This window comes from Pseudomonas sp. Irchel s3a12 (assembly GCF_900187485.1).
GTDB classification, from domain to species: domain Bacteria; phylum Pseudomonadota; class Gammaproteobacteria; order Pseudomonadales; family Pseudomonadaceae; genus Aquipseudomonas; species Aquipseudomonas neuropathica.
Genome location: NZ_FYDN01000001.1, coordinates 694084 through 718373 on the forward strand (window position 1 = coordinate 694084; position 24290 = coordinate 718373).

Here is a 24290-nt window from a genome sequence, read left to right on the forward strand (position 1 = left end):
ATAAGCTGGCTGATTGTTCTGAGCCGGTATCCCTTTTCGCGTTTCTTCCATTCTCGGATTCTTCCGCTGGTGAAAAAGAGAATTCACCTTTCGGTATTTTTCTTCCTAAAACGCATGCCTAAGATCGTCCTACAACGGCAACTCATTTCAGTTGCACTAAAACAAGAACGGAGACATAGCCATGTACTTGCTCCTAACCCTTTCCCAAAACCGCACTGCTGCTGCCCAAGCGGTGCTGAGTCTCCTAAACAATCTGCGTTGTTCCGTACTGCTGGGTGACTCCCGCTCAAAAGCATCGGTGCAAGGCCCATCAAAAATTCGCTCTTTTTACCTAGCGAGCAGGTCATCTCCCCGGATTCCAGTAGGGACTGCTTCACCGGGAAGTCATGTTGGAAACGATCACGCCTGAAAGCATCACGCTGACGTCGAAATTGATTTCCGATACCGCTTTTGAAAAGACATTCCAGGTTCCTTGCGCGTTCTGGATTTAGCAGCGCTCGCACGCTTCAACCTTTTGCAACTGCCACTCAGGAGTTACACATGAGTAATCAAAACGTCGAATTGTTGGCCGCGTATTTCACCTTGTCAGGTGATGTCTACCCATTCGGCCCAACTGAAATCAGCCCCTTTGCATTCCGGGATCGTGTAGAGGCAGCCGCAGAAGCCGGTTACAAAGGGGTGGGCCTGATCCATGTAGATCTGATGTCGACAGTTGATCGCATCGGTTTTCGCGAGATGCGCCGCATTCTCGAAGGCAACGGTATTAAGCACGTCGAATTCGAGTTTTTGACTGACTGGTACCTTGATGGAGAAGCTCGGCGCGCCTCGGACAAAATGCGGGCTGAGCTCTTCAACGCGGCCCAAGAACTTGGCGCTCGTGCGGTCAAAACCGCCCCAGGCCTGCACCAGGAAGACGCCAATATTCCGCTGATGGTCGAGCACTTCGGCCAGTTGAGTGCTGAAGCGGCAACCTATGGTACGAATATCGTCTTGGAGATCATGCCGTTCAGTAACGTGCGCACGATTGATACCGCGTTGGCTCTGGTTCAAGGCGCGAATCACGACCACGGCAAGCTGCTACTCGACATTTGGCACTTAGCACGCGGCGGCGTCGACTTTAGCGAAATTGCTCGTATTCCAAGCAAATTCATCGGTTCGGTAGAGCTCGACGATGCTGACAAGTACGCCGTTGAGCCGCTATGGCAGGACACTATCCACAAGCGCCGCTTACCAGGCGAAGGCGTGCTGGATGTCCCTGGCTTTATCAAAGCCATTCAGGCTACTGGCTACGAAGGCCCTTGGGGTGTGGAAGTCCTTTCTGAAGTAGTGCGCAAGCTGCCATTGCAAGAGATGGCTCAGCGCACCTTCGATACTTCGATCGCACAATTCCAATAAATCACAAGATTGCCTTGGGTGGGAGCTGAGCTTCCACCATCCCTAACTAAAAATAACAGGCAGCAGTGCTGTCGAGGGAAGAACATCATGTTACGTATTGCCGTATTGGGTGCTGGGCGTATTGGCAAGATCCACGCCGCTAACGTTGCAATGAACTCGCGTACGAAGCTGGTCGTCGTAGCCGATCCATGGAAGGAAGGAGTTGATAGTCTCGCCGATCAGCTCGGGTGCGAAGCCTCTTACGACTATGTGTCCGCTATTCATCGAGAGGATGTTGACGCAGTTTTGATTGGTACGCCTACCGAGTTCCACATTGAGTTGATGCTTCAAGCCGTAAAGCTGGGCAAACCCGTGATTTGCGAAAAGCCCATCGATATGGACTATGAACGCGCAGCCGCCGCAGTTCATGAACTCGAAAGCCTCAATGGACGAGTCATGCTGGCTTTCAACCGCCGATTCGACCCTGACTATCTTAGCCTTCGGCGTGCTATTGACGCCGGTGAGGTGGGTGATGTTCGCCAAGTGATCATCACGAGCCGTGACCCTGGACTTGCAAGCCGTGCCTATCTGGAAACGTCCGGCGGCATCTACCGGGATATGACGATCCATGATTTCGATATGGCTCGGAGTCTTCTCGGCGAAGAGCCCGTGGAGGTCTTCGCTATCGGCAGCCGTCTTGTTGACCCTACCCTTGAAACCATTCCGGACTATGACAGCGTGATGGTGCTGATGCGCACCGCGTCAGGCCGTCAATGTCACATCAATTGCTGCCGAGAAGCAGTTTACGGTTTCGACCAGCGGCTGGAGGTCTCAGGTTCGAAAGGCATGCTGCTGAACGAGAATCATCGCCAGAGCACCATCCGCCGCTACGGCGCCGACGCTACAGATGTGGCTGAGCCATTGCTCCACTTTTTCCTGGAGCGTCATGCTGATTCATACAAGATCGAGCTCGATAGTTTCCTTGACGCTCTTGAGACTAATAGCCCAATGCCAGCGACGCCGCGTGATGGTTTGCTCGCTTTGCGCTTAGCCAACTGTGCGACTGAGTCCGCTGCAACCGGCAGGGTTGTGAGGGTAGGACATCACTTATCGCTGGTTGATCCAAGCGTCGAAGTGGCTCAAGCAGCAGGAGTCTAAAGGCGGGTTGCCTAGCGCCAAAAATTAGAAATAAAAGGGTCGTCTCGGGCGGCCCTAATCCAGGTGAGAGCCTGGCGTGCATCAATGACGGTTTATAAGACTTACAAAGGTACCGGTCATGACTACGAATACCAAGGTCTATGAAGGCCTCCCAGGCAGCCGCGAAAAGCTTTCTTCAACTCGCGTAGCCTTCATTTTTATAACGAGCTTGTTCTTCATGTGGGGGCTGTCACACGGGCTACTCGATGTGCTGAACAAGCATTTCCAAGACACCCTTCACATATCTCGTGCGCAATCCGGACTGGTTCAAACAGCTTACTTCGGGGCGTACTTCATCATTGCCCTGCCGGTTGGCATGTTCATGGAGCGCTTTGGCTACAAGGCAGGGATTCTGGCAGGACTTGCCTTATTCGCCTTTGGAGCCTTGCTGTTCATTCCCGCTTCGACGGTTGGCACCTTTACGCCGTTTCTGGTTGCACTATTTGTACTAGCATGCGGTTTAGGCTGCCTAGAGACCGCCGCAAACCTGTATGCCGCCGCACTTGGCGATCCTGCGAAATCAGAACAACGTCTGACATTTGCTCAGTCCTTCAATGGTCTGGGCGCTTTCATCGGGCCGGTCATCGGCGGCGCGGTTTTCTTTGCTCCACCTGTTGAGTTCAACGGCAGTCGCATTGATCTGGTTTCGGTGACATATGCGGCGTTGGCTATCATCGTGATGTTGATGTTCGTGGCCTTTGCTCGAATCAAACTTCCGGAAATTCGCGGCGAAAAGATTTCTGATGCACTGGCCTCAAAGGGGGACGAATTAAGGCTCTGGAAGAAGAGCAGCTTCACTGGTGCGCTGTTCGCCCAGTTCTGCAACGTCGGTGCTTACGTCGGAATCGGTGCGTTCTTCATCAATTATGCGATTGATCACTGGCACGGAATCTCCGTCCAGAAAGCATCCTTCCTACTTTCACTTGGGATGCTTGCATACATGATCGGTCGATTCGCCGGGACGTGGATAATGCGTTATGTCCCCGCACGTTCGATTCTGATCCTCAACAGCTTAGTGAGCATGATGCTTTGTGTCGTTGCCATCGCTGGGTTTGAGCGGATCTCGATCTTCGCGGTCGTCGCCATCTATCTTTTCATGTCGGTGATGTATCCAACGATCTTCGCTATGGGTATTCGGGGGCTCGGCACACAAACCAAGAAAGCTGGATCGTGTCTGGTGATGACGCTCGTGGGTGGTGCCTTCGTTCCACTGTTGATGGGCGCGCTTGCTGATCACTTCGGGATTGCCACGGCTTTCTATGTGCCACTGGCATGTTTCGCAGTCATCGCATGGTATGGGCAGAGCCAGCCACCTGTGACTGCGACCAACAAAGCTCACTGACTCATAAACCCGATAACGACCTGTGGCAGGCCTCGCATGGCGAGGTCTGCTGCAACGGATTCGGCTTGCCCGTGATTCTTGAAAGCCGGTCGTTGGCAGACTTCAGATTAGGAAAATCAACATGAAACGACTACAGAACAAAGTTGCGTTGGTGACGGGTGGTGGGATGGGAATCGGGCGTGCGATCGCCGAGCTTTTTGCCGATGAAGGAGCCACCGTCATAGTTGGCGATGTCCACCAGCCTACGCCATACAAGAACGATAGTGTCGTCGCCAAGCACCTGGATGTATCAAAGCTGGAGGACTGGGAAAGCTTCGTCGAGGAGGTCATGAGTGAGCACGGCAAGGTTGATGTGCTCGTGAATAACGCAGGCTTGGTGGGCTCCTACCTTCCCATCGATGAGATCACACTCGATGACTGGAATCGGGTTATCGATATCAACCAGAACGGTTCGTTCTTTGGAATGAGAACTGTCATTCCGATCATGAAGCGTCAGCAATCGGGCTCCATCGTTAATGTGTCTTCGATCTGGGGCATCGTCGGTGCCAGTGGTGTATCGGCGTACCAAGCTAGCAAGGCTGCAGTGCGCATGATGAGCAAGAACGCAGCTTTGTCGTATGTGTCCAACGGTATCCGCGTCAACTCGCTGCATCCGGGGTTGGTTGAAACTCCAATGATTGCCCACCAAGCGGCTGATACCACCGCAGCCGTCGTCGCAGCGACGCCGATGGGGCGTGCAGCGGATCCCAAAGAAATTGCCTACGCGGCTTTGTTCCTGGCCAGTGATGAAGCGAGCTACATCACCGGGACGGAACTCGTTGTTGATGGAGGCTACACAACACCTTGAACGTTCTGTGACGCGCTCGTATTGCAGCACGCGCAACTCCGTGCCGCGATTTTGATACCCATCTGAGGAAAACAAAAATAATGAAAAGGCAGAAAGGTGGTTTGTTGTGCAGCGCTGTTTTCGCAGCGGGTTTGATGTTCCAGTTTTCCCCGGCAATGGCCGCCGGTGAGAAAATCGTAGTCAATTTTCAAACGTTATCCATTCCCTACTTTATCTACATGCACGAGCAAGCCGTGCAGGAAGCTAAGGCCCTTAATATTGAGCTGCTTGTACAGGATGCTCAGTCCTCTTCAACCAAGCAGTCCTCGGACGTAGAAAACGCCCTGACTCAAGGTGTCGCTGCAATGGTGGTTGCACCCAATGATGTGACCGCCTTGGCACCTGCCTTGAACGAAGTGCTGTCTGAAAAAGTACCCTTGGTGACAGTCGACCGCCGTGTCGAAGGAACCGATGCCCCAGTGCCCTATGTCACTTCGGACAGTGTCGCAGGTGGCCGACTTATGGCCGAGTTGGTCACATCGAACATGAAAGACGGTGCCCGTGTAGCGTTCATCGGCGGTACCCCAGGCTCGTCGACCGCCATTGATCGCGCTAAAGGCGTTCACGACGGACTCAAAGCTGGCGGGGAGAAATTCCAACTCGTGGCTGAACAGTCAGGGGAGTGGGAACGCGCCAAGGCCATGTCGGTGGCAGAAAACATCCTGACTTCGCTGAGTGCAAACCCTCCAGATGCAATTATCTGTGCGAGCGGCGACATGGCCCTCGGCGCTGCGGAAGCCGTGCGGGCCATGGGGCTGAAAGGCAAAGTCAAAGTGATCGGATTTGATGCCTACCCCGAGGTGCTGCGAGCCATCCGTGACGGAGATATCGCCGGCATCGTGGAGCAAAACCCCAGTAAACAAATAAGAACGGCCCTGCGGATGGCGGTGAAGAAAGTACGCGGCGAAGCGGAGCTCGAAACGGTGATCGTTCAGCCATTCATGGTCACCCAGGAAAACCTGAGTCAGGCAGAGCAATACAGCGCCATTCAATAACCGGGCTGTTCTACGCCCAGTCAATCCGAATGCTTGATGTACCTATGCAATTTGAGGAATTCAAGAATGAAAACGAACAATAAATGTCGAGTGCTGACTGCTGCAATGGCCACTGCTTTCTTGATGTCGAACACTTCCGTTTTTGCTGCTGGTGAAAAGATCGCAGTGAGCTTCCAGACTCTTTCAATTCCCTTTTTCATCTTCATGCACGAGCAGGTTGTTCAAGAGGCTAAAACATTGGATGTCAAGCTGCTTGTTCAGGACGCCCAGGCTTCATCCTCCAAACAGAGCTCGGATATCGAAAACTCGCTGACACAAGGCGTCGCCGCAGTTGTATTGACACCAAACGATGTCACGGCGCTCGCGCCTGCGATCAACGATGTATTGGACGAGAAGGTGCCGGTAATTGCAGTTGACCGGCGCGTAGAGGGTACCTCTTCACCCGTGCCATACGTAACAGCAGACAACGTGGCAGGTGGTCGGCTTATGGGCGACTGGGTTGTAAAGAACCTGCCAACAGGCGCCAATGTGGTGCTCATCACCGGTCAGATCGGCTCCACGACTGCGATGGATCGTGCGAAGGGCGTGCATCAATCACTGAGCGCTGCTGGTAGCAAGTTCAAGCTTGTCGCTGAACAATCCGGAGAGGCTGATCGGGCCAAGGCGATGTCGGTGGTCGAGAACATTCTTACCGCGTCGGCAGGTAATCCACCTGATGTGATCATCTGCTCCACCGGCGATATGACGCTTGGAGCAGTCGAAGCGGTGCGCGGCATGGGGCTGGGCGACAAAATAAAGATTATTGGCTATGACGCCTATCCCGAAGTGCTTAAAAGCATCAAGGCTGGTGAGATCACAGGCATCGTCGAGCAGAGCCCAAGCAAGCAGATTCGCACAGCACTGCGCCTGGCTGTGGACAACATCAGAAACGGCACCAAGATCGAGTCGGTGACCATTACGCCATTCATGGTCACGCGGGAAAACCTTGATCAGGCCGAGCAGTTCAGCGCTATCAAGTAGTCCATGTGGTCACGCTTTTGAAGGCAATGAGGGAGGGAGCAATGCTCCTTCCCGTGTATAGCGAAACCAGGGCTGGGAGGCATCGAGATGAACGATAGGCTGCTGCAAGTTCGCAATATCAAGAAGACCTTTCCGGGTGTCGTCGCGCTCAACGGCGTACAGCTCGAAGTCGGGAAAGGTGAAGCCCATGCTTTGCTGGGTGAAAACGGCGCCGGCAAGTCCACCATTCTAAAGATCCTGGCCGGGGCTCAGCCTGCGGATGCTGGCCAAGGCTCACTTGAATTCAATGGTCACGTGCTTGGGGAGCATGACACCCCCATACATCGCCAGGAGGTAGGCATCATTACGATCTACCAGGAATTCAATCTTATCGCCGACATGTCAGTCGCCGAAAATATGTACCTGGGTCGTGAACCACTACGACATGGTTTCGTTGACTGGAAGCACATGTTCAGTGACGCGCAGCACGTGCTGGACGATCTTGGTTTGCACATTACGCCAAAGACAATGGTGCGCAAGCTGAGCGTGGCAGAGCAGCAAATGGTCGAGATCGCCAAGGCGCTCACCATGAATGCAAAGCTCATCATCATGGATGAACCTACTGCTGCGCTCAGTGGCCGTGAAGTCGACAAACTTCACGAGATCATTGCAGATTTGAAGGCTAAAGGGATCAGCATCATCTATGTGTCGCACAAGCTCAACGAAGTAAAGGCTTGTTGTGATCGCTATACCATCTTTCGCGACGGAGCCTACATCACCTCTGGCGACGTTTGCGACGTTAGTGTTGATGACATTGTCCGACTGATGGTTGGCCGGGACGTGGAGTTTGTCCGCAAACCGCTCACGGGTGCACCAGGTGAGGTGATGCTCAAGGTGCAAAGTGTTTCCAGAACAGCGGCTGGTGGAGGAAGGAGTCTTCATGCGACGCCATTGCTCGACATGTCCGTCGATGTACGAGCGGGGGAAATTGTCGGTTTCGCTGGGCTGGTGGGAGCAGGCCGCACTGAACTGGCTCGCGTGATTTTCGGTGCCGACGGATGCGATGAAGGGATGATCTACGTCAATGGGCGCCAAGTCTCTCCATTCAAATCCCCCAAAGAAGGTATCGCTGCTGGCGTTGCGCTTGTTCCTGAGGACAGGAAGCAACAGGCCTGCTTTTTGAGCCACTCAATCCGTTGGAATATGAGTTTGCCAAGTCTTGGCGGATTGCAGCGCTGGGGCATGTTTATCGATGACCGGGCTGAAACCCAGCTCATCCAGGACTACCAGAAGCGACTGCGCATCAAGATGGCTAACGACAACGTGGCCATTGGAACGCTGTCTGGAGGCAACCAGCAGAAAGTGATTTTGGCTCGCTGCATGGCGCTCAAGCCGAAGGTGCTCATCGTCGATGAGCCAACACGCGGCATCGATGTAGGGGCCAAGGCAGAAGTTCATCAACTTCTGTTCGACATGGCCCGAGCCGGCGTCGCCGTGATAGTGATTTCTTCCGAGTTACCTGAAGTCATGGCGGTCAGCGACCGGATTGTCACGTTCCGTGAAGGACAGATAACCGGAATTGTCACGGCTGATGAGGCAACTGAAGAGCTTCTTATGGCGCGTATGGCTCAAGGCGTGAGCTCATCGTTTTCGCAGCAAGGCGTGGCCTGAACAGGTCGCACCCGCATCGTCTATCGAGTAAATAAAAATGATCAAGCCAGCATCGAATGAGTCAGTCGTGGAACGCCGGAAAAAAATTGAGATAGTCGGGTTCTTTGAGAAGTATGGCGTGTTGTTGTTTCTCGTCGCGCTTATCGTCATTTTCACCCTATACAACCCAATGTTCCTGTCGGCACGAAACATCAAAAACATTCTTACCGAAGTGTCGATCTACGGAATCATTGGTGTAGGCATGACCTATGTGATTCTCACCGGGGGAATCGATCTTGCAGTGGGGTCGTTGCTTGCATTCGCAGCGATCAGCGGTGCATTTTTGATGCAAGCGCTGGGCGGCGATTTCTTCATGGGATGGCTCGTTGCGATGCTCGCAGCGTGCGCAGTCGGCACGATGGCGGGCTACATCCATGGCAAGGTGGTGACCCGTTTCGGCGTACCCGCGTTCATTGTGACGCTTGGCGGTTTGACCGTGTGGCGCGGCGCGACACTCATTGTGAATGACGGTGCGCCTGTTAGCGGTTTCAATGAAGCTTTTCGCTGGTGGGGAAGGGGAGACGTCTTAGGCGTACCGGTTCCTGTCCTCGTCTTTCTTGTGGTCGCTCTGGTGGGATACATCGCGTTGCGCTACACCCGATTTGGCCGGCAGGTTTATGCCGTTGGTGGTAATCCAGAAGCAGCGCGACTCTCAGGCTTGAGTGTTCAGTCCATAGTTCTGAGCGTCTATGTCATCACCGGCTTCCTTGCCGGGCTTGCTGGATTCCTGCTGTCTGCACGACTTGGATCGGCTGAGGCCGTTGCCGGCACGGGTTACGAACTGCGCATTATCGCTTCAGTGGTGATTGGTGGTACCAGCCTGTTTGGTGGTTTAGGTGGCGTCGGCGGCACGATTGTCGGAGCGTTGCTCATCGGCGTACTCATCAATGGCTTGGTTATCATGAACGTATCCGCGTATTACCAACAAGTGGTGATTGGAATCATCATCGTGTTGGCGGTCGGTTTCGATACGTATGCCAAATCCAGAGGCAAGTCATGATTTGGCTGAAGCACCGTAGAAAATGATATGTAACTGTTTCACTGGAGCCTTATCTATAAGTGTCGTTACCCGTCGACCTGACGAGGTTGGCTCCAGGCTGTAACCACACGAAGTAACTTAATAAAAGCCCACGTCGCTGGAAGAGGAATCTTCCGGGAAGGGTTCGGCTGTCCCGAGAAAATCAAATAAAAATAATAAGTGGAGACGCAACATGAGATTAAAGACTGTTTTCTGGAGTGTAGGTGTGGCTGTAGCAATGCCGCTGTCTGCAAATGCACTGGATTTCAGCGGCTATCTTCGTACGGGTACAGGTAACGCCTTAGAGGGCGGCAGTCAGTCCTGCTTTCAGCTTCCGGGCGCGCAGTCTAAGTATCGGTTGGGTAATGAGTGCGAACAGTACTTCGAGCTTGATCTGCGGCAAGATCTTCTCAAGCTCGATGATGGCTCCGCCATCAGTATTGAGGGCATGGCTCAGTTGTACAATCAATACGGCCATACACCGAAGTTTACGGGGGATTATGGCTTTGCACGAATGAACCAGATGTACGCTGAATGGAGCAAAATGCCCGCTCTTAACGGAGGCTCTTTTTGGGCTGGCCGTCGTTACTACAATCGAAACAGCATCGAAATGAGTGACTACTTCTATTGGAACCAGAGTTCGAATGGTTTCGGCTTCGATCAAGTAGGTATCGGTGATCTCAAATACAGCTACGTTTTTTCGCGCAAAGACAACTTGTTCCAAAAGGACTACATCAACCGCCACGACTTTACCGTCAGCGGCTTCGATACCAACCCCGATGGGGCGCTGCAACTGGGCGTGAGCTTTCTCGACAAGCCGGACAGCAGGGATGATTCCCATACGGGTTGGTCGGCCATCGCCCAGCACAAACAGAAAGGCTTCCTAGGTGGGCTTAATACCTTTGCGGTGCAATACGGACGCGGCCCAGGAACGGCTTTGAGTTACACCGGCGACCCAGCTCTGGATAACGCCAATCAGAGTTGGCGCATGGTGGAGTACTTCGACTGGCAAATGACTCCGCGATTCAGTGGGCAGCTTCAGGTCGTCTATCAAAAGGACAAACGTCCAGACGGTGATGACCAAAACTGGCTTTCTGTGGGCGTACGCCCGGTCTATGCATTCACTGAACAATTCAAATTGAGCACCGAGATTGGCCGAGACCAAGTGGAGGCGCCTGGTGGGACGCGCAAACTGACTAAGTTCACCATTGCGCCAACTTGGTCACCTGCTGGGCCTGGCTACTGGCATCGTCCAGAGTTTCGTCTGTATTACACCTATGCGTCCTGGAACGAAGCGGCCCAACGCGCAGCGAATCAAATGGCTGCTGGGTCAGCGCTTTCGGATACCGGTGCCTTTGGTAATGCGTTGCATGGCTCAAACGTTGGTGTGCAGCTTGAGTACTGGTGGAAATAGGCGAGTCAGCCAACAGGGTCAAGTCAACTGACCTCCGGGAAGCCCTACCGCCAGTTATGTCCAGGTAGGGCTTCGACTATCGAGTTGTAAGGGAGACCTGCACATGTGTTCGCAATCGCATTGTTTTAGTGTTTTTACTGCTTGGGTTTGCGACACAGGCCATGGCGGTAGGTCACAATGATTGCTGACACAAACGCCAAAAGCGCATACCCAATGGGCTTTTGAAATTGGCATTGTCGCTGAGCGCAAAGCGCTACGACTTTGCGTTTCTTCCTGATTCACCTCCGTCCAATCACATCGCCACAGTAACGCCATTTATAGCGCCAGAAATTCAGGCCTGTCTTCCAGCTTGAGGCGGATGTACATCGAAACCAGGTCGTGCGGCCTGCATCGTTTCCGCACCCAGTCCCTTGGTCATGCGGTTGGCGACATCGACACTCTAAAAGCGCGGCTTGCTGTAACACTTTGTCTTAAAGTTGCTGTGCTTTGCCGTTATGTGGCTCTTGCACTCAATATGGATACCAATATAGTATCCGATTGTGGCGTGAGTAAACACCGTATGTTCGATTCTCGTCCATGTGGCGGCAATAGCACTTCATGAGGGATTATTGCTTCGGAGATTCTCTCGAGCAGCGCAAATGCGAACCCGGCTTTTGTTAAAAGAATCCCCGTTAAATTCTCTAAGGCGAAACTGGCTAAAACGTCTGTGGTAAGTCAACCGGTTACGGTTAGGCACGAAGCCCGAAAAGAATTAACTCTGAGATATCTTCTCGCGGTAAACCCCCAAATGCTATTGCCACCCTTACTTATTCCGTAAGGCAAAAGTATGTGGTGAGCTCTAACCTCAATGAAGTCATCAGCGACATCCTGGTTGACACGCAGGATGCCGTCCGTGGGGAGGTTAGACGGGCGACGTTGGCGGAATGGCTCCAAATCACAGCTAAGTCCAGTTAAATTTTTTTGTCTTAAATAGATACGTTTATAGTATCCGGTGGCGTAGATAAGGAACACGTGATGACGAAACTTAACGCAATTTCCCAAGTGACTACCGGTGGCGCCACCGGTAAGGGGGCAGTTCAATATACCTGTGTGACCTGCGGTATTTGCTGTAAAGGAAGGCTGATTCCTTTAACCGTGAAAGAGGCGGAACAATGGCTCACGCGGGGTGATGACGTAGCGATACTGCTGGAGGCGTTCAGTCACTCTGCGGAGGCAGTACAATCACCTGAGTACCAGCATAATGCGAGCCGAGCAGCCAAAGTGACAGCAGGAGACAATGAGCTTAACGTTATTGCCATATTCGCAGGAAATGCATTGAATCAGTGTCCGAGCCTACAAGAGGATAACCTTTGCGGTATTTATGAAGATCGACCGTTGGTGTGTCGAATTTACCCTATGGAAATAAATCCATTCATTGAATTAAGAGTTGAGAATAAAGTTTGCCCTCCTGAGTCTTGGGGGCGTGGTGAAATCATTTGTACCGACGGCGAAGCAAATCCGCCCTTAAAGTTGCTGATTAACCTGTCTAAAAAGGCCGATGTTGAGGATGCTGCCGTTAAGGTGGCGATCTGTGAGCTATTGGGGGCTACCGTTGCAAGCTGGAAAGGCGATGGGTTGGCGGTGTATTTCCCGAAACGAGAAACGCTGCTCGGCGCAATCCTTGCCAGTGATGCACGCCCGGCGCGCTCAAATAGCCGATGGGCCGTTCGTACTGATAACCTTGAACTACGCTATCAACTTCAAAGCGCGGGCTTGCCGTTGGCACCTGAAGATGCAAGCAATTACGTCTATCAAGCGTTGTAGCATTTACGGAAGGACAACTACTGCTTAGGCAGGGGGCGAAGCAATCTTTCGTGCAGGACGACATCTCACCTACGGAGCGAGGTATGCAAGTTCGAGCAATGCATGAACGCTTACGAGCGCAGCGGCGCAATAGAGAAGAGCGCGATAACAGCTCTTCAGCGGCTATTTTGGATACCCAATCGACTCGCGGCTTAAGGTTGAGACGGTGCCGACCTGTGCCTTGCCGCCCCGGACGGCTCTTGCATTCGACATGGATACTAATATAGTATCCATGAATGGCTTCAGTAAACACTCAATTCTCCATCGCCGTCCATGTACTGGCGGCAATCGCACATCACGACGGGGTTTTCGCTTCGGAGATTCTCGCGGGCAGCGTAAATGCGAACCCGGTTTTTGTTAAAAGAATCCTCGTTAAGCTTTCGAAGGCGAAACTGGCTAAGACGACGGTTGGTAAGTCGGGTGGTTACGGACTGGCGCGAAGCCCAGAAAATATTTCACTTTTGGACATCTATTCTGCGGTGAGCCCTCCTGATGCGTTTGCCATTCATACTTATCCGATAAGGAAGGAATGTATCGTGAGCACCAACATCAAGGAAGTCATGAGCGACGTACTGGTTTGTACTCAAGAGGCCGTCCATAGGGAGTTGAGACAGACGACGTTGGCAGATGTGGTGTCCAAAATCAGAGCTAAGTCCGCTTAGCTTTTTTTTGCCTATAATAGATACGTTAATAGTAGCTAATAAGCATTTAAAGGAACTCGAAATGACGAAATTGAACGAAAAGTCCTCTCTGCCTGGCGGCACTGCAACCGGCCCCGCCGCGACTACGCATTACAAGGATTCGCCCACCGCCGTTCTCATCGGAGTGACCGGTGGGCTTGGCCACGCGCTGGCCAGGCTCCTGGCGGCCGAGGGCTTTCGATTGGTGCTCGCTGCGCGACGAGAGCACGACGCCGCCGAGATAGCCGGCAAAAGCGACGGTTCGGCGATTTACGTGCGCGCGGACGTAACCGATCCGGCTAGCCTTGAGAAGCTGGCAGTAACAGCTTTTGAACACCTCGGCCGGATCGATGCAGTGGTTAACCTTGCAGGTATCTCGCCCCGCAAACCTATTGAAGACTACACGCTATCCGACGTCGACGATCTGCTCGCTATCAACGTGAAGGGGCCAATCCTCGTGACTCAGGCATTCCTGCCTGGGCTGCGCAAGCAAGCCAGCGACGGAGTGATTGTCCACATCGGTGGAGCCATGGATGGCCGGGTGGCGCTGCCTTTTATGAGCGCCTATGCGGCGACCCGTGGCGCACTGGCGAGCTACGTGCAAGGCGCCAATCGCGAGCTTGAAGGGACAAACGTATCCCTGTCGTTCTTCGGGCCCGCCCCCTCCAACACCGAGTCGGAGTCCCCATTTTTCGACATGTGGAAAAAGATGGGCGTCGACCTATGCGAGCCTGATGAAGTTGCACGCGATATCCTAGCGACGATCCGCCAGCGACGTAAGGAGCATGTCATGGGTGGCGCGCTGCTCAAGATGATGACGCTTATGAACGCCATCTCTCCATCCGTTGCTGATGCGATAGGTCTGCGGAAATTTGGGAAGCTTATCAAGCAATATAGCCCGCGTTGATGATGAGCTTCGAACTTTATTCGGGGCGGGTAGAAGCGCCACGTTTCTCAGCCGTCCCTAATAGCATGGCTTACCGAATGCAATGCGGGTGTACAAACTGAGGCTGCTTCTTACCGGCAAAGTCTATGAAGGCACCTTTATGGACGAAGAACTTTTGATCCATGAGATCAGGCGTGTGATTTTACCGAGAGCCAACTGCAATAGTTCGCCAACCTAAGATGCCTGAGTTTGCGACAATTGCAATAAGTTCCTTCCCGTTACAACTCGATACGCTAAAGCGCGAAAATCATTCTTTGTATTCCACAGCCTGGTCGCAGTCACATACGGCTTCTATACAACTGCAAGTGCCAAATGCCAAACAGGTGGGAATCTCGCATACGACCGATAACTCAGTCGCTGACAAACGAATAGGATCCCAAGTGAACGAACAGTTTTTCCAGCCCTACACTTTCAACAACGGAGCGACGGTAAAAAATCGGCTCTTTATGGCACCGATGACTAATGGGCAAAGTCATTCCGACGGACGCTTTAGCGAAGAAGAATTGAACTGGTTAACGATGCGTGCCCAAGGTGGATTCGGCGCGGTCATCACAGCCGGAGCTTCGCCCTACGAAGACGACATTTACATAGAAGGGCAGATCGGAGCTTTCTCAGATTCTCACGAATATGGACTCCGCTGCTTTGCCGACATGGTTAAGCGGGAGCAGGCGCTGTCGATTATTCAACTCATGCCCTCCGGAATGCGAGCAAAAGCCAAACTGAACAGAGGTAAACAGCCGGCGGGCCCAAGTGTCGTTCAACTTCCTATTCCTGATTTTGAGCAGCCTCGGGAGCTCAGCGAAGAACAAATCCAAGCCATCCTTGATGTTTTAGTGGATAGCGCGCGGCGAGTGCAGCGGGCTGGGGCCTCCGGAATCGAGCTACACGGTGCCAACGGCTACCTTTTTACCCAGTTTTTTAGCAAAGCCACGAACCTGCGAAAAGATAAATGGGGAGGCTCGGTGGAAAATCGCGCACGATTTTTACTCGAAGCCATGCGGAGAATCCGTGGCGAGTTACCCGGCGACTTCACCATCGGGGTTAAAATTCTTGTCGAAGATTGGAACAACGGGCGGGGCTTCGACATTGACGAAGGCTTGGAGATGCTCCGAATGATGAACGATGTGGGGTTTACTTACCTGAATCTCTCGGCCATGAACGCTAAGGAAGTATCCTGGAAATATCCCACTCAAAAGCAGACAAATCTCTCGCGGGTTAGGGACGTTTTAAGGAGCGACATTCCCGTAGTGGCAAGTGGATCGTTGTTAACCCCGCAAGACGTTCAAGATGCGCTCAACGATGGTGCCGATATGGTTGCTTTGGGCCGCGCGGCGATATTAGCCCCGGACTGGCCGAAAAGGGCTGCTCGCCCTGACTTCGAAATTCAAAGTTTTCCGCTCGCGCTTGAAGAGCTCTATGCGCTCGGAGTGTCGCCGAAGTTTGTGCATGCGCTGCGAAATGGGCTTTCCATGTGGAAATTCATAAAAGAAAATTAGGAAGAGAGCGTCATGAATATAAAGCAAAGTAAAGCGCGAGTATTGGTTATAGGTTCCAGTGGGCAAATAGGTAAGAAAGTAGTTTCCAATCTGGAGGGCAGCCTTGACGTTGACGTTAGGATTACTTCCCGCAGACTTGAGGAGGTTCATCGTTTAAGCGGCGAGGGAAAGGACATTGTTCACCTCGATCTAGACGACCCACGAACTTTCGGAGCCGCGCTCGCGGGCGTGGATAGAGTTTTCCTTTTAACCGGCTATACCGTAGCCATGCTTGCGCAGAGCAAAACGCTGGTGGATGCGGCGAGCAAAGCCGGTGTTAAACATATCGTGCACCTCGGTGTGTTTGGAGAATGGGATTGTACGGGGCCAGCCTTTGCCTGGCATCAATTGGTTGAGGCGTACATTAAAACCAGCGGAATTTCTTGGACATTCCTTCATCCCAATATGTTTATGGAAAACATACTTACCCTTTGCTTAAAGGGTGACACCCTGACCACTTACTGGAACGAATATCGAACCGGCTGGGTTGCGGCGGCGGATATCGCGCTGGTTGCAGCTACCGCGCTTCAGGAGGGGCCGGCGAAGCACGCTGGAAAAGAGTACTGGCTTAGCAGCGATGTTGCTACTGGGCCTGAGCTCGCCAAACTTCTAAGCGAACTACTCGGAAAAGAGATTGCCGCCAAAGTCCTTGGCCCGGCAGAATTTCAGGCTATTTTCACATCGGCAAGTATCCCGGTGGAGTCGTGGTATGCAGATGGTGGCGTCGAGATCATGCGACAAATAGTTGATGGGCGAATGGGGTATCTAGGATGCGTTCGAAATGATGTTCCGCACGTCACCGGAGAACACGCTTTAACACTTAAGCAATGGATTCTTCAGCATCGGGAAGAGCTAATTACGATCACTGGGCACTAGAGATACGTTGGAATAATGGGGTGTATTCCGGCTTTGGGGGCGTCAGCATTCTCCAAATACAGGTGCCTGTTGAAATTCACTCAATCCTCGTCGTTCTTTCAGTCTTTCAGATCGCTGGAAAGCATTTTTCAGCATAACCGTCCGGCCATGATGAGCGAACGCGGGAGAAAAATCGACACTTTCACTTGTGTTTACGTTTTCGTCTGGAGGGATTATTCAATTCTGGCGGCACGCTAGTCACACTATACAGTTCCAACTGCCGAGGTAAGGAATGGGATAGCGTAGCGAAAGTAAATGACGCTACTCACCACCCAAAGGCTTAGTTGTAAAACTGTTAATGTAGGTTGTGCGTCTTTGGGGATTTTGGCTTAGCTACGTCTGTTAGACAGCTGCGATGGATGCAGCGTTCTCCACGATGAGCATCCAATGGGTTCGTACAAGTGGTAAGGATTTGACATGCGTATCACGACCCCCATTGAGGGACAACTCTACCAACTGGCGCTGGCCCATCTCTGCGCACAAAACCTTGTCACAGTTGTGTCCGCATGCTTAGCGCGTCCAGTAAAACGCAGAGCGGTAGACACGGTCGGCTATCTACGCGTCGAATGGCTCGGTGCCGAAGCGTTGGCGGCGGTGCAAGAAGGTTACCAACGCGCCGGCAAGCGACGCTGGGGCAGCACTCGGGACAAAGTCGCGGTAAGTCTGGGCGAAAAATCCAGGCTTTATCAGGCGCTGCTACAGGCAATACCGATAGAGGTTTTGCCGGCTGAATTCATCGAACTTAGGCTCGCGCTCGACGTAAGCGTTTGATGCGTAATGAAGGTGAAGCCAGGCTAAAAGCACCCAGGATCTATTTGTTTCTGGGCGAGTGGTGTAGCGAGCCAAGAGGCTTCAAAGGTGACAGCCGTCAGATCTCGACATCGCGTAGCGGCAAGCGAGCGATGGATGAAGAGGGGGCTTCAAAGGCTCTGTGCATCGCTCGTAGAGCTAAAGGAGAAGGGGCTGCACCAAGGAGTTGTGCTGGGCTGCGTTTGAGTTAGGACTTGTCTCGTGTGTCTGTCTTTGCAGATGCGATAAAAGCGCGTGGCTCAGATCGAGCAGTGCCTCGCGCAGTCGCCGATCTTCACGAGCATCGCCCGAATCCGGTTCGAATGTTTGCGCATGTTGAAGCAAAGCCTCGGCGTCGTTTGTGTTGAGATCAAACGTGATCATGTCGATCCTCGACGAAGGAGTGCATTAACTGGCGAACCCATGGTTGAGCCTATCAAGTTCTGCTTTCACGACTTCATATCCCATCTGACTGTGAGCCAGTTGCAACCGCGAGCAATCACCGGTTTCAACTGTCGGCTGGCTCAGCCAATGATCGGCTTTCTTTTTGTTGCCAAAGACAAGCTCGGCTTGGTGTTGGATCTGCTCGACGTTGTTCACTTTTACTCCTGGCACTCTATTGCGACTGGTTCATCTCATTTGGCTGTAGAGGCGGAAGCAGGGGTCTTGGCGCAATATTCACGGAACGCCTTGATGCCGCGCGTGATGATCAATATTGGCTTAACCATATAGCGATAGCTGACGAACAAATTCAGCGCGATCCAGGCTAGCTGGTAGGAAGAACCGTGAAAGCTTCGGTGGTTGGCGCTGTTTGTCCAGAAACCGTAGGCAACAAAAATACTAAAGATGGCGACCGCTAACGGAAAGATGCCGAGCCTCCCTAGGGAGACGCCAATGAAGGGAATATTAACCACCGAGCGAACAGGCTCCCCTGCCACTTGCATTGCCCAGATTCTGTAGACCTTGTCCTTACCCAGCTGTGCTGTCACTCGAACGCGATCCCCCGCCCTGACGTGAGCATCCAGCACGTCTGGGATTTCGATCGGTTCGAGTTTTTTGCCTTCGATTTTCCAAAAATGGTAGCTCACCATGTCGCCGCCGAAGCCGCGCGATTTCTCGTCGAGCCGACCGTCTACGATCTGCATTTCCTTCATCTTGATTCCCTGTCCTTGCGTCGCTGAGTGATGGCAAAAGGATATTTCTTCTAAATACTAAGGAATACTTAGTATGTCGTCAAAGCGAATCTAAGAATCTCTTAGCCTTTCGGCGATGAGAAAATGAGTACGTTCGGCAAGCGTTTGAAAGAGGCGCGCAAGCTAAGGGGCTTTTCACAGGAGCGCTTGGGGATTGAAGCGGGCATTGAGCCGGCCACGGCCTCTGCGAGGATGTCTCAGTACGAGAAGGGCGTTCACCAGCCTGGTGAAAGCATCGTGAAGCAGATCGCTGCAGTCATGAATCTGCCGGTGCCGTATTTTTACTGCGAGGACGATGAGACAGCGCATCTGCTGCAGTGCTTTCATTTGTTGAAAACGAAGGATCGAAAGGATGTGGTTGATCAGGTTGAAAACCTCGCTTTCAAACACTGATATCTGGATCCGAAAAGTTTTATGGGCACTTCGGGCCTACGCAGGGGAGCAAGCGGAACGTCTCGCTTTCGGTCTACCGTCTTCGGCACCTACGTTGCCGCCGGCTTGATTTATGATCTGCGCCTATCCTTTGACTGGAGTAACCTAGTTGAATCGAAAAAAGGCGGTGTCCCTGGCTGAGCGTGAGGGGCTGCAATCGGTGATTGATAACGCACGAAAGCATGCCGAAGCGGGTTATCCAGACTTTACGGAGACTGATCCTGCTGTGTTCGACGCGGACTTTGTGATCAATAAGGAGCGTGAGGGAATGAGTGTTGCTCAGGCGCTTGAAGCTTTGGTTGCATTCAAGCTCAACCGCAGGTCATGAGTCCTACCCTCTGCTTCAATTGTGGCCTGTACGCCGATCGGCAAAAGGCTGTGCCCAACGAAACAGGTGGCGCGATCCTCGTCGTCACGGATCTGAAAACGAAAACGATTGTCATTGTTGACATACTGCCGGCGCCGCCAGACAGCGAGACCAGTCCGAGCCATTTCATCAGAGGCCAAGAAGGCCAGGCAAAAGCGCTGAAATTGGTACATAACCGTACAGCGGGCATGGTGGATTATTTGGGTGAATGGCATTCGCATCCCGATGGCTGTCCTGCGCGCTCGAGTCAGCTCGACGAAAACCTGCTGAATACCCTGCATCGCCAGATGAGCATAGAAGGGTTGCCAGCGCTCATGGTGATTGTTGCTAAAGGTGCGGTAGGGTTTTTCTTACGTTGATCCATATGCATGCGTTTTGGTTTTGGGTATAGGGACGGGTGCTCATGTTCGAATGCCAGCCCACTTTTGGATGCTCGGCCCGATCTCATTAGCTAGTCGTTCATTGATCGCTTCAAGGCCATACTTTTTTAACTTCGAGCCAACCGCGAAAATGACTGCGAAGCCTGTAGTCCAAGACATGCAAGGGGATCTATTGAGGGCGGGGGCCGCCACCTGGGGGGCCGAATCTGTTCGCTAAAGGTTGAGTGGGTGGCTATTTGATATTAATATTGCAGGGTCTACGGCGGCATTTTGCTGATGACTTGTACCCAGAGAAGCCGGGATTCGAGGGACTTTGGGGCAGCACCGTTAACTTTCGGACAGTTAAGAAGTTTCTATGGCTAGTGATCTCTGGAGTCTAGTGCTCAATGTTGTGGCGTCATTCATTTATGCAGGCATTTTGTCGCTATGGAGGCTTAGGAGTAATCAGCCTATCCCAGCACCTGTTCAAAAGCATAAAAGTACAGCCGTTGAATCAATCGAATCGGTTGAATCTGTTGAGTTAGATAGGCGAGCAAAGAATCGTCAAAAGGCTGATGAAACAGCGGTAAAATTTGTTTTCTATTTCGTCACGTTTGGTATGCTTTATCTCTCGATTTCCACGCCTCCATTGTTTAAGGCTTTGTTTTCAAGTGGCGAGGTTTACCTCAGCAATGCTAGATTTGTTGGAGAGTATCTTCCTGCAATTCCCGTCGGGAAAACTAACCTTCAGTTCATTTTTTTCATAATCTCGGCGATTTTTTATATTCCTTTAATGCTTGTCGCTGAGTTTATTGCCAGATTTATATCACCGCTCGTGGATTCGTTTAAAGAAGTGACGGAGCGGATATTTGCGGCAATAACTATGTTGGTTTTTGTTGTTTTCTGCGTTCCCATAGGAGCTACCTCTGTATGGTTATATTATGAAAAAACCTATGCTGAATCACTTTTAAGTGTTTTGTTCTTCGCTGCGATACCCTTCGTTTTCTCTAAGGTGCAGTCAGTGCGTAGATGATATTTTTTAAGGCGAGTAACTGAGTTTCCAAAAGAATATACCGGTTCACGGATGAGTTGGCACCGCTCTAGGAAAATTTGACGTCGTGGTTGGTCGCTACATCTCTTTTACATTTTATCTACAACCGACTGTTGATCAGTTCCTCTGCCAGTCGCCGAATTTCTCCAGCAGCGTGAGAGTTCGGAGCTACGTCTGCAAAAGAATGCGAATAGCAAAAACCTTCCAAAATCTCCCGATCCTCATTGTAATGCTTAATCGAGACTTTGTATGAGGCCGTCATTTCGGTCGAGAGTATCGGGAAGTCCAGCGCTCGGATCGTTTGGTAAATACGCTCGCGACGCTGATACTCCGCACGCTTGGCTTGCCTAAGCTGCTCATGAATTTCATCGTTCAGGTCGGGCGGTTCTCCGACGAACTCTTCCAGTTCACTGTTGACTCCGCCGTCGTCGCAGTTGGTTACCAGCCCGAAAAAAGAGGGCGCAACCCTGCGACACTTGATCGCTCTCATGGCCGTGACGAACGCCTGGCCACTATGGATAGAGTTGTAACAATCACTGTCGGCAATCACTTCAACCAAGTCTGCATATCTTCGTATCAGCTCAGTGTTCACGTTGATGTCGAGAAACACATGGTCGTACCGAGTGATCATGTCGCTGAGACCCTCATTGGCTTTCTCTTTTCGTTCTAACGTCTCCATAACGTGACTGTAAATGATGCTTTCGATGTGCTGTTCTGCCTTTGGCAGGCTAGTAGCGTTATCACTGATCTCCTTTTTCAATCTCTTGATATCTGCAGTTGAGACTTTGATGTCGCGCTCGTCATAAAAGTCAATTTTACTAACTCGGGTGCCAGGGATGAACCCTCGGCCGCCATTGGTCATTCCACGGAACACACCATCGTTAGTGACAACGGCAATCTTGAAGTGTTGTTGAACCAACTGTGCCGCCAAACTAATCGTGATGGGGGGCTTGCCAACCCCAACCTTGTAGGTGGCAATCGACAGCACACGCCCAATGGTTTGCCATTCGTGCGCGCTTTGAATTCCTGCGGCATCTCAATCCCGGAGCGTTGGAAAAAGCTCCACAGCGCTTTTTCGGACGGCTGACGGTCATATTTTGCTCCTTTCAAGGGTTCCCAGGAGCGCCAAGTGTGCTCATCCACAAATGCTCGCATCGCTTCCAGCGCGACACTTATCTTTGCTGATTTACGAAGTGTTCTCAGTAATATTCGAGGGTTGTGTCTCATTTGTCTTTTCCGCCCGTGTCTTGGTGGAAGGAAGAGTATCCATTGCGCCCATGCGAAAAAACCAGGAGCATTGCTCATGGCCCAATCATGGCCTGTCTACAGCGCAAAAGGGGATTGCTAGTGGCTTTGATACCGACTGCCATTTACCGACATAGAACGAGTATTGAATGTGCCCTAAGCATACTCAGGGATGGTTATTTCAACCCCGTGAGTGGCGACCCTCTGAATGGTGACTCCTGCATGAATCTTTGGGATCAGCAGACAAATCTTGCGGGTAACATTACTAAAACGGGCGTGGACATTGTGGTCGCCTGGTATGGCCCCCCTGCGGTCGGAGGAAATCCAAGTTCGTATACGCCTCTTCCCCAAGCAACCTGTATCGATTTCAATCCGTGGAGAGTCGTGATCACTCAGCATATCCCGAAGGGACTGCTGCGAATTGTACGGGTGGAAGTGGTTAACCAAAAGATGGTGAACGCTTTTCTAAAGAAAAAGTTTTGGAGTGCTCACACGCCTTCCGGCTTGCGGCGGGAAAGACTCCGACTCTTTCAGCACATCAGGAGTGAAATAAGGGCGAAAGATTTTTTCCTAGAGATAAAATGGTGTCGATTTATCTGACTTAATCAGCGGGTGCAGAGTGAAGAAGCGAAATAGTCACCAATCGCCTATTGATCAATCTTGCAGGCTCATGGAGATACCAATGCTGGTACAAGAAGCCGTAAATTTAACCAAGAAAGACCAACAGATTTTGGATTCAATAATGCCCGGTCAGGCCGGTTGGCACTTGCAGAGTCACTTGGAGTGTCTGCAATCGTGCCCTTCATATGATCGGTGTGGTGGGCAGGGGCCTGATGGGAAGGTTTGCTCTGACGAATGGAGAGACGCCTTACTCGACGAGGGCTCATCCAAGGTTTTCGTTCATGTCCTTAAAAATTTTGATTTCTACAACCAATGTGATTTGCCCGGGCTGGCCGCGAAATCTGATCAAGTCACATCGCTTCGTTTCAAGTTCTTGAAGGCGATGGATGGTCTAGCTTCCCAAGAGTATGCGGAAGGTTCTCTGCGGCTGGTCAAGCATCGGCGGCGTGAACGGGCCAACGGCCTCTCGCTGCGTTTGAAGTGGGAGCGTTTCGATCAAACAGGAAAGCTTGAGTGTGAAGCGTGCACTATCGATTTCTTTGCAATGTATGGCGAGGCGGGTTTCCGGGTCATTGAGTGTCATCATCAGATTCCACTGTCCCATGAGAATCACAAGGGCAAGACCAAGCTGGAAGATCTAGCGCTTCTGTGCGCCAACTGTCACCGGCTCGCACACTCTGATGAGCTATTGCATCGCGTGGATGCGCTAAAAGAATACGTCAAAGAAGCGCAGAGAAATCCGCTACTGCCGAATTGATGTTGCCCTCATTTTTAGAGCTTCATAACGGATCATCGTGAAGCTCTGGAACGTTAGCGAATGTTGAGGCGCAGTAGTCTGCCGATGACCAACATTGCATAGGCTTGGCGCTTGACCCAGCGATAGGTCACCTGCGACGAGGTCACCAGATGATAGCGGTCTTTGAGATCGCCCACTCGACTCAGTAATTTCTGACGCTCAGCTGCAGAAAGGCCTTCACAAGCAAGTTGCGCCATGAGCTCCCTAAGCTTCCTTTCATACTCTTCTGCCCATGCTGGTCGGAAGCGATTTTGAATCGTCTCTAAACGCAAATACAGATAAGCAGACATTGACAAGGTGATCGATGCACTTATAACAGTCAGGTCGCCCTGATTCCATAAGGCGGCAAGCGCCATACAAGGAGATGCGGCAACAAGCGATAGATAAACTGAACGCTTGGGAGGATCTATCCCGTGATGTGACAGGGCATTGTTGAACGCAGCAATCATGATGTTTCCTCGGCGATGGGGTACCGAAGATCCTCTCACAAGTCCTTTAGCCATTCATCCCAAACCATGGTCAAGAAATTACAGTCTGTGCTCATGCTAATGAGGGCATGGCAAGAATGGAGCTGAACCAAGGGC

At 51.9% G+C, this 24290-nt stretch carries 25 protein-coding genes; 21 read left to right on the forward strand and 4 right to left on the reverse strand.

What is annotated here, in order from left to right; all coding sequences use genetic code 11:
- Positions 1-540: 540 nt before the first annotated feature.
- The 15 genes from CKW14_RS03255 (at position 541) to CKW14_RS03325 (ending at position 17624) form a co-directional block, all read left to right on the forward strand.
- Positions 541-1395, forward strand: coding sequence for a sugar phosphate isomerase/epimerase (locus CKW14_RS03255; RefSeq protein WP_095124652.1), 855 nt, complete (start codon positions 541-543; stop codon positions 1393-1395).
- 87 nt (positions 1396-1482) lie between these two features.
- Positions 1483-2532, forward strand: coding sequence for an inositol 2-dehydrogenase (iolG, locus tag CKW14_RS03260; protein WP_095124653.1), 1050 nt, complete (start codon positions 1483-1485; stop codon positions 2530-2532).
- Positions 2533-2650: 118 nt separating this feature from the next.
- Entirely contained in the window at positions 2651-3913 is a 1263-nt protein-coding gene (locus CKW14_RS03265) for a sugar MFS transporter (RefSeq protein ID WP_095124654.1), read from the forward strand.
- A 121-nt stretch (positions 3914-4034) separates the two neighbouring features.
- Complete coding sequence (locus tag CKW14_RS03270) at positions 4035-4760, forward strand: SDR family NAD(P)-dependent oxidoreductase (RefSeq protein WP_095124655.1); 726 nt, start codon at positions 4035-4037, stop codon at positions 4758-4760.
- Between the two features lie 80 nt (positions 4761-4840).
- Positions 4841-5794, forward strand: a complete 954-nt coding sequence (locus CKW14_RS03275; RefSeq protein ID WP_095124656.1) for a sugar ABC transporter substrate-binding protein — start codon at positions 4841-4843, stop codon at positions 5792-5794.
- Between the two features lie 66 nt (positions 5795-5860).
- Positions 5861-6814, forward strand: a complete 954-nt coding sequence (locus tag CKW14_RS03280) for a substrate-binding domain-containing protein (RefSeq protein WP_095124657.1) — start codon at positions 5861-5863, stop codon at positions 6812-6814.
- Positions 6815-6901: 87 nt separating this feature from the next.
- Positions 6902-8464 carry a sugar ABC transporter ATP-binding protein gene (locus CKW14_RS03285; RefSeq protein WP_095124658.1) on the forward strand — a complete coding sequence of 521 codons (1563 nt, stop codon included), beginning with the start codon at positions 6902-6904 and terminating at the stop codon, positions 8462-8464.
- A gap of 37 nt (positions 8465-8501) precedes the next feature.
- Complete coding sequence (locus CKW14_RS03290) at positions 8502-9503, forward strand: ABC transporter permease (RefSeq protein WP_095124659.1); 1002 nt, start codon at positions 8502-8504, stop codon at positions 9501-9503.
- A 211-nt stretch (positions 9504-9714) separates the two neighbouring features.
- Positions 9715-10935 (forward strand): carbohydrate porin, encoded by a 1221-nt coding sequence (locus tag CKW14_RS03295; RefSeq protein WP_095124660.1) that lies wholly within the window; start codon positions 9715-9717, stop codon positions 10933-10935.
- Between the two features lie 1014 nt (positions 10936-11949).
- The gene (locus CKW14_RS03300) at positions 11950-12738 is read left to right on the forward strand and encodes a YkgJ family cysteine cluster protein (protein ID WP_095124661.1); all 789 of its coding nucleotides are present in this window, start codon (positions 11950-11952) and stop codon (positions 12736-12738) included.
- Between the two features lie 275 nt (positions 12739-13013).
- Positions 13014-13439: an Rrf2 family transcriptional regulator gene (locus CKW14_RS03305; RefSeq protein ID WP_095124662.1), complete on the forward strand. Its 426-nt coding sequence runs from the start codon at positions 13014-13016 to the stop codon at positions 13437-13439.
- 61 nt (positions 13440-13500) lie between these two features.
- The gene (locus CKW14_RS03310; protein ID WP_176471246.1) at positions 13501-14364 is read left to right on the forward strand and encodes an SDR family oxidoreductase; all 864 of its coding nucleotides are present in this window, start codon (positions 13501-13503) and stop codon (positions 14362-14364) included.
- 419 nt (positions 14365-14783) lie between these two features.
- Positions 14784-15899, forward strand: coding sequence for an NADH:flavin oxidoreductase (locus CKW14_RS03315; protein ID WP_176471247.1), 1116 nt, complete (start codon positions 14784-14786; stop codon positions 15897-15899).
- A gap of 12 nt (positions 15900-15911) precedes the next feature.
- Positions 15912-16814, forward strand: coding sequence for an NmrA family NAD(P)-binding protein (locus CKW14_RS03320; RefSeq protein ID WP_095124665.1), 903 nt, complete (start codon positions 15912-15914; stop codon positions 16812-16814).
- Between the two features lie 456 nt (positions 16815-17270).
- Positions 17271-17624, forward strand: a complete 354-nt coding sequence (locus CKW14_RS03325) for a hypothetical protein (RefSeq protein ID WP_095124666.1) — start codon at positions 17271-17273, stop codon at positions 17622-17624.
- 426 nt (positions 17625-18050) lie between these two features.
- Here CKW14_RS03325 and CKW14_RS03335 read toward each other — a convergent pair whose 3' ends face one another.
- Both CKW14_RS03335 and CKW14_RS03340 read right to left on the reverse strand, forming a co-directional pair.
- On the reverse strand, positions 18051-18242 hold the full coding sequence (locus tag CKW14_RS03335; protein WP_095124668.1) for an MbcA/ParS/Xre antitoxin family protein: 192 nt from the start codon (positions 18240-18242) through the stop codon (positions 18051-18053).
- Positions 18243-18277: 35 nt separating this feature from the next.
- Complete coding sequence (locus tag CKW14_RS03340) at positions 18278-18796, reverse strand: hypothetical protein (protein WP_095124669.1); 519 nt, start codon at positions 18794-18796, stop codon at positions 18278-18280.
- Positions 18797-18919: 123 nt separating this feature from the next.
- Here CKW14_RS03340 and CKW14_RS03345 point away from each other — a divergent pair, with 123 nt between their 5' ends.
- The 4 genes from CKW14_RS03345 (at position 18920) to CKW14_RS03360 (ending at position 21026) form a co-directional block, all read left to right on the forward strand.
- Entirely contained in the window at positions 18920-19228 is a 309-nt protein-coding gene (locus CKW14_RS03345; RefSeq protein WP_095124670.1) for a helix-turn-helix domain-containing protein, read from the forward strand.
- A 148-nt stretch (positions 19229-19376) separates the two neighbouring features.
- The gene (locus tag CKW14_RS03350) at positions 19377-19595 is read left to right on the forward strand and encodes a hypothetical protein (RefSeq protein WP_095124671.1); all 219 of its coding nucleotides are present in this window, start codon (positions 19377-19379) and stop codon (positions 19593-19595) included.
- Positions 19592-19993: a Mov34/MPN/PAD-1 family protein gene (locus CKW14_RS03355; protein WP_095124672.1), complete on the forward strand. Its 402-nt coding sequence runs from the start codon at positions 19592-19594 to the stop codon at positions 19991-19993. Before CKW14_RS03350 ends, CKW14_RS03355 begins: the two co-directional genes overlap by 4 nt.
- Positions 19994-20369: 376 nt before the next feature.
- Positions 20370-21026: a hypothetical protein gene (locus tag CKW14_RS03360; RefSeq protein WP_095124673.1), complete on the forward strand. Its 657-nt coding sequence runs from the start codon at positions 20370-20372 to the stop codon at positions 21024-21026.
- 118 nt (positions 21027-21144) lie between these two features.
- On the opposite strand, the gene CKW14_RS03365 is transcribed toward CKW14_RS03360, so the two are convergent.
- Complete coding sequence (locus tag CKW14_RS03365) at positions 21145-22032, reverse strand: hypothetical protein (RefSeq protein WP_095124674.1); 888 nt, start codon at positions 22030-22032, stop codon at positions 21145-21147.
- A gap of 479 nt (positions 22033-22511) precedes the next feature.
- Between CKW14_RS03365 and CKW14_RS03370 the strand changes: the two genes are divergently transcribed.
- Together CKW14_RS03370 and CKW14_RS03375 are read left to right on the forward strand one after the other, a co-directional pair.
- Positions 22512-22889, forward strand: a complete 378-nt coding sequence (locus tag CKW14_RS03370) for a hypothetical protein (protein ID WP_095124675.1) — start codon at positions 22512-22514, stop codon at positions 22887-22889.
- 82 nt (positions 22890-22971) lie between these two features.
- The gene (locus CKW14_RS03375) at positions 22972-23667 is read left to right on the forward strand and encodes an HNH endonuclease (protein ID WP_218233132.1); all 696 of its coding nucleotides are present in this window, start codon (positions 22972-22974) and stop codon (positions 23665-23667) included.
- 53 nt (positions 23668-23720) lie between these two features.
- Here CKW14_RS03375 and CKW14_RS29265 read toward each other — a convergent pair whose 3' ends face one another.
- Positions 23721-24155: a hypothetical protein gene (locus CKW14_RS29265; RefSeq protein ID WP_141231775.1), complete on the reverse strand. Its 435-nt coding sequence runs from the start codon at positions 24153-24155 to the stop codon at positions 23721-23723.
- Positions 24156-24290: the final 135 nt, after the last annotated feature.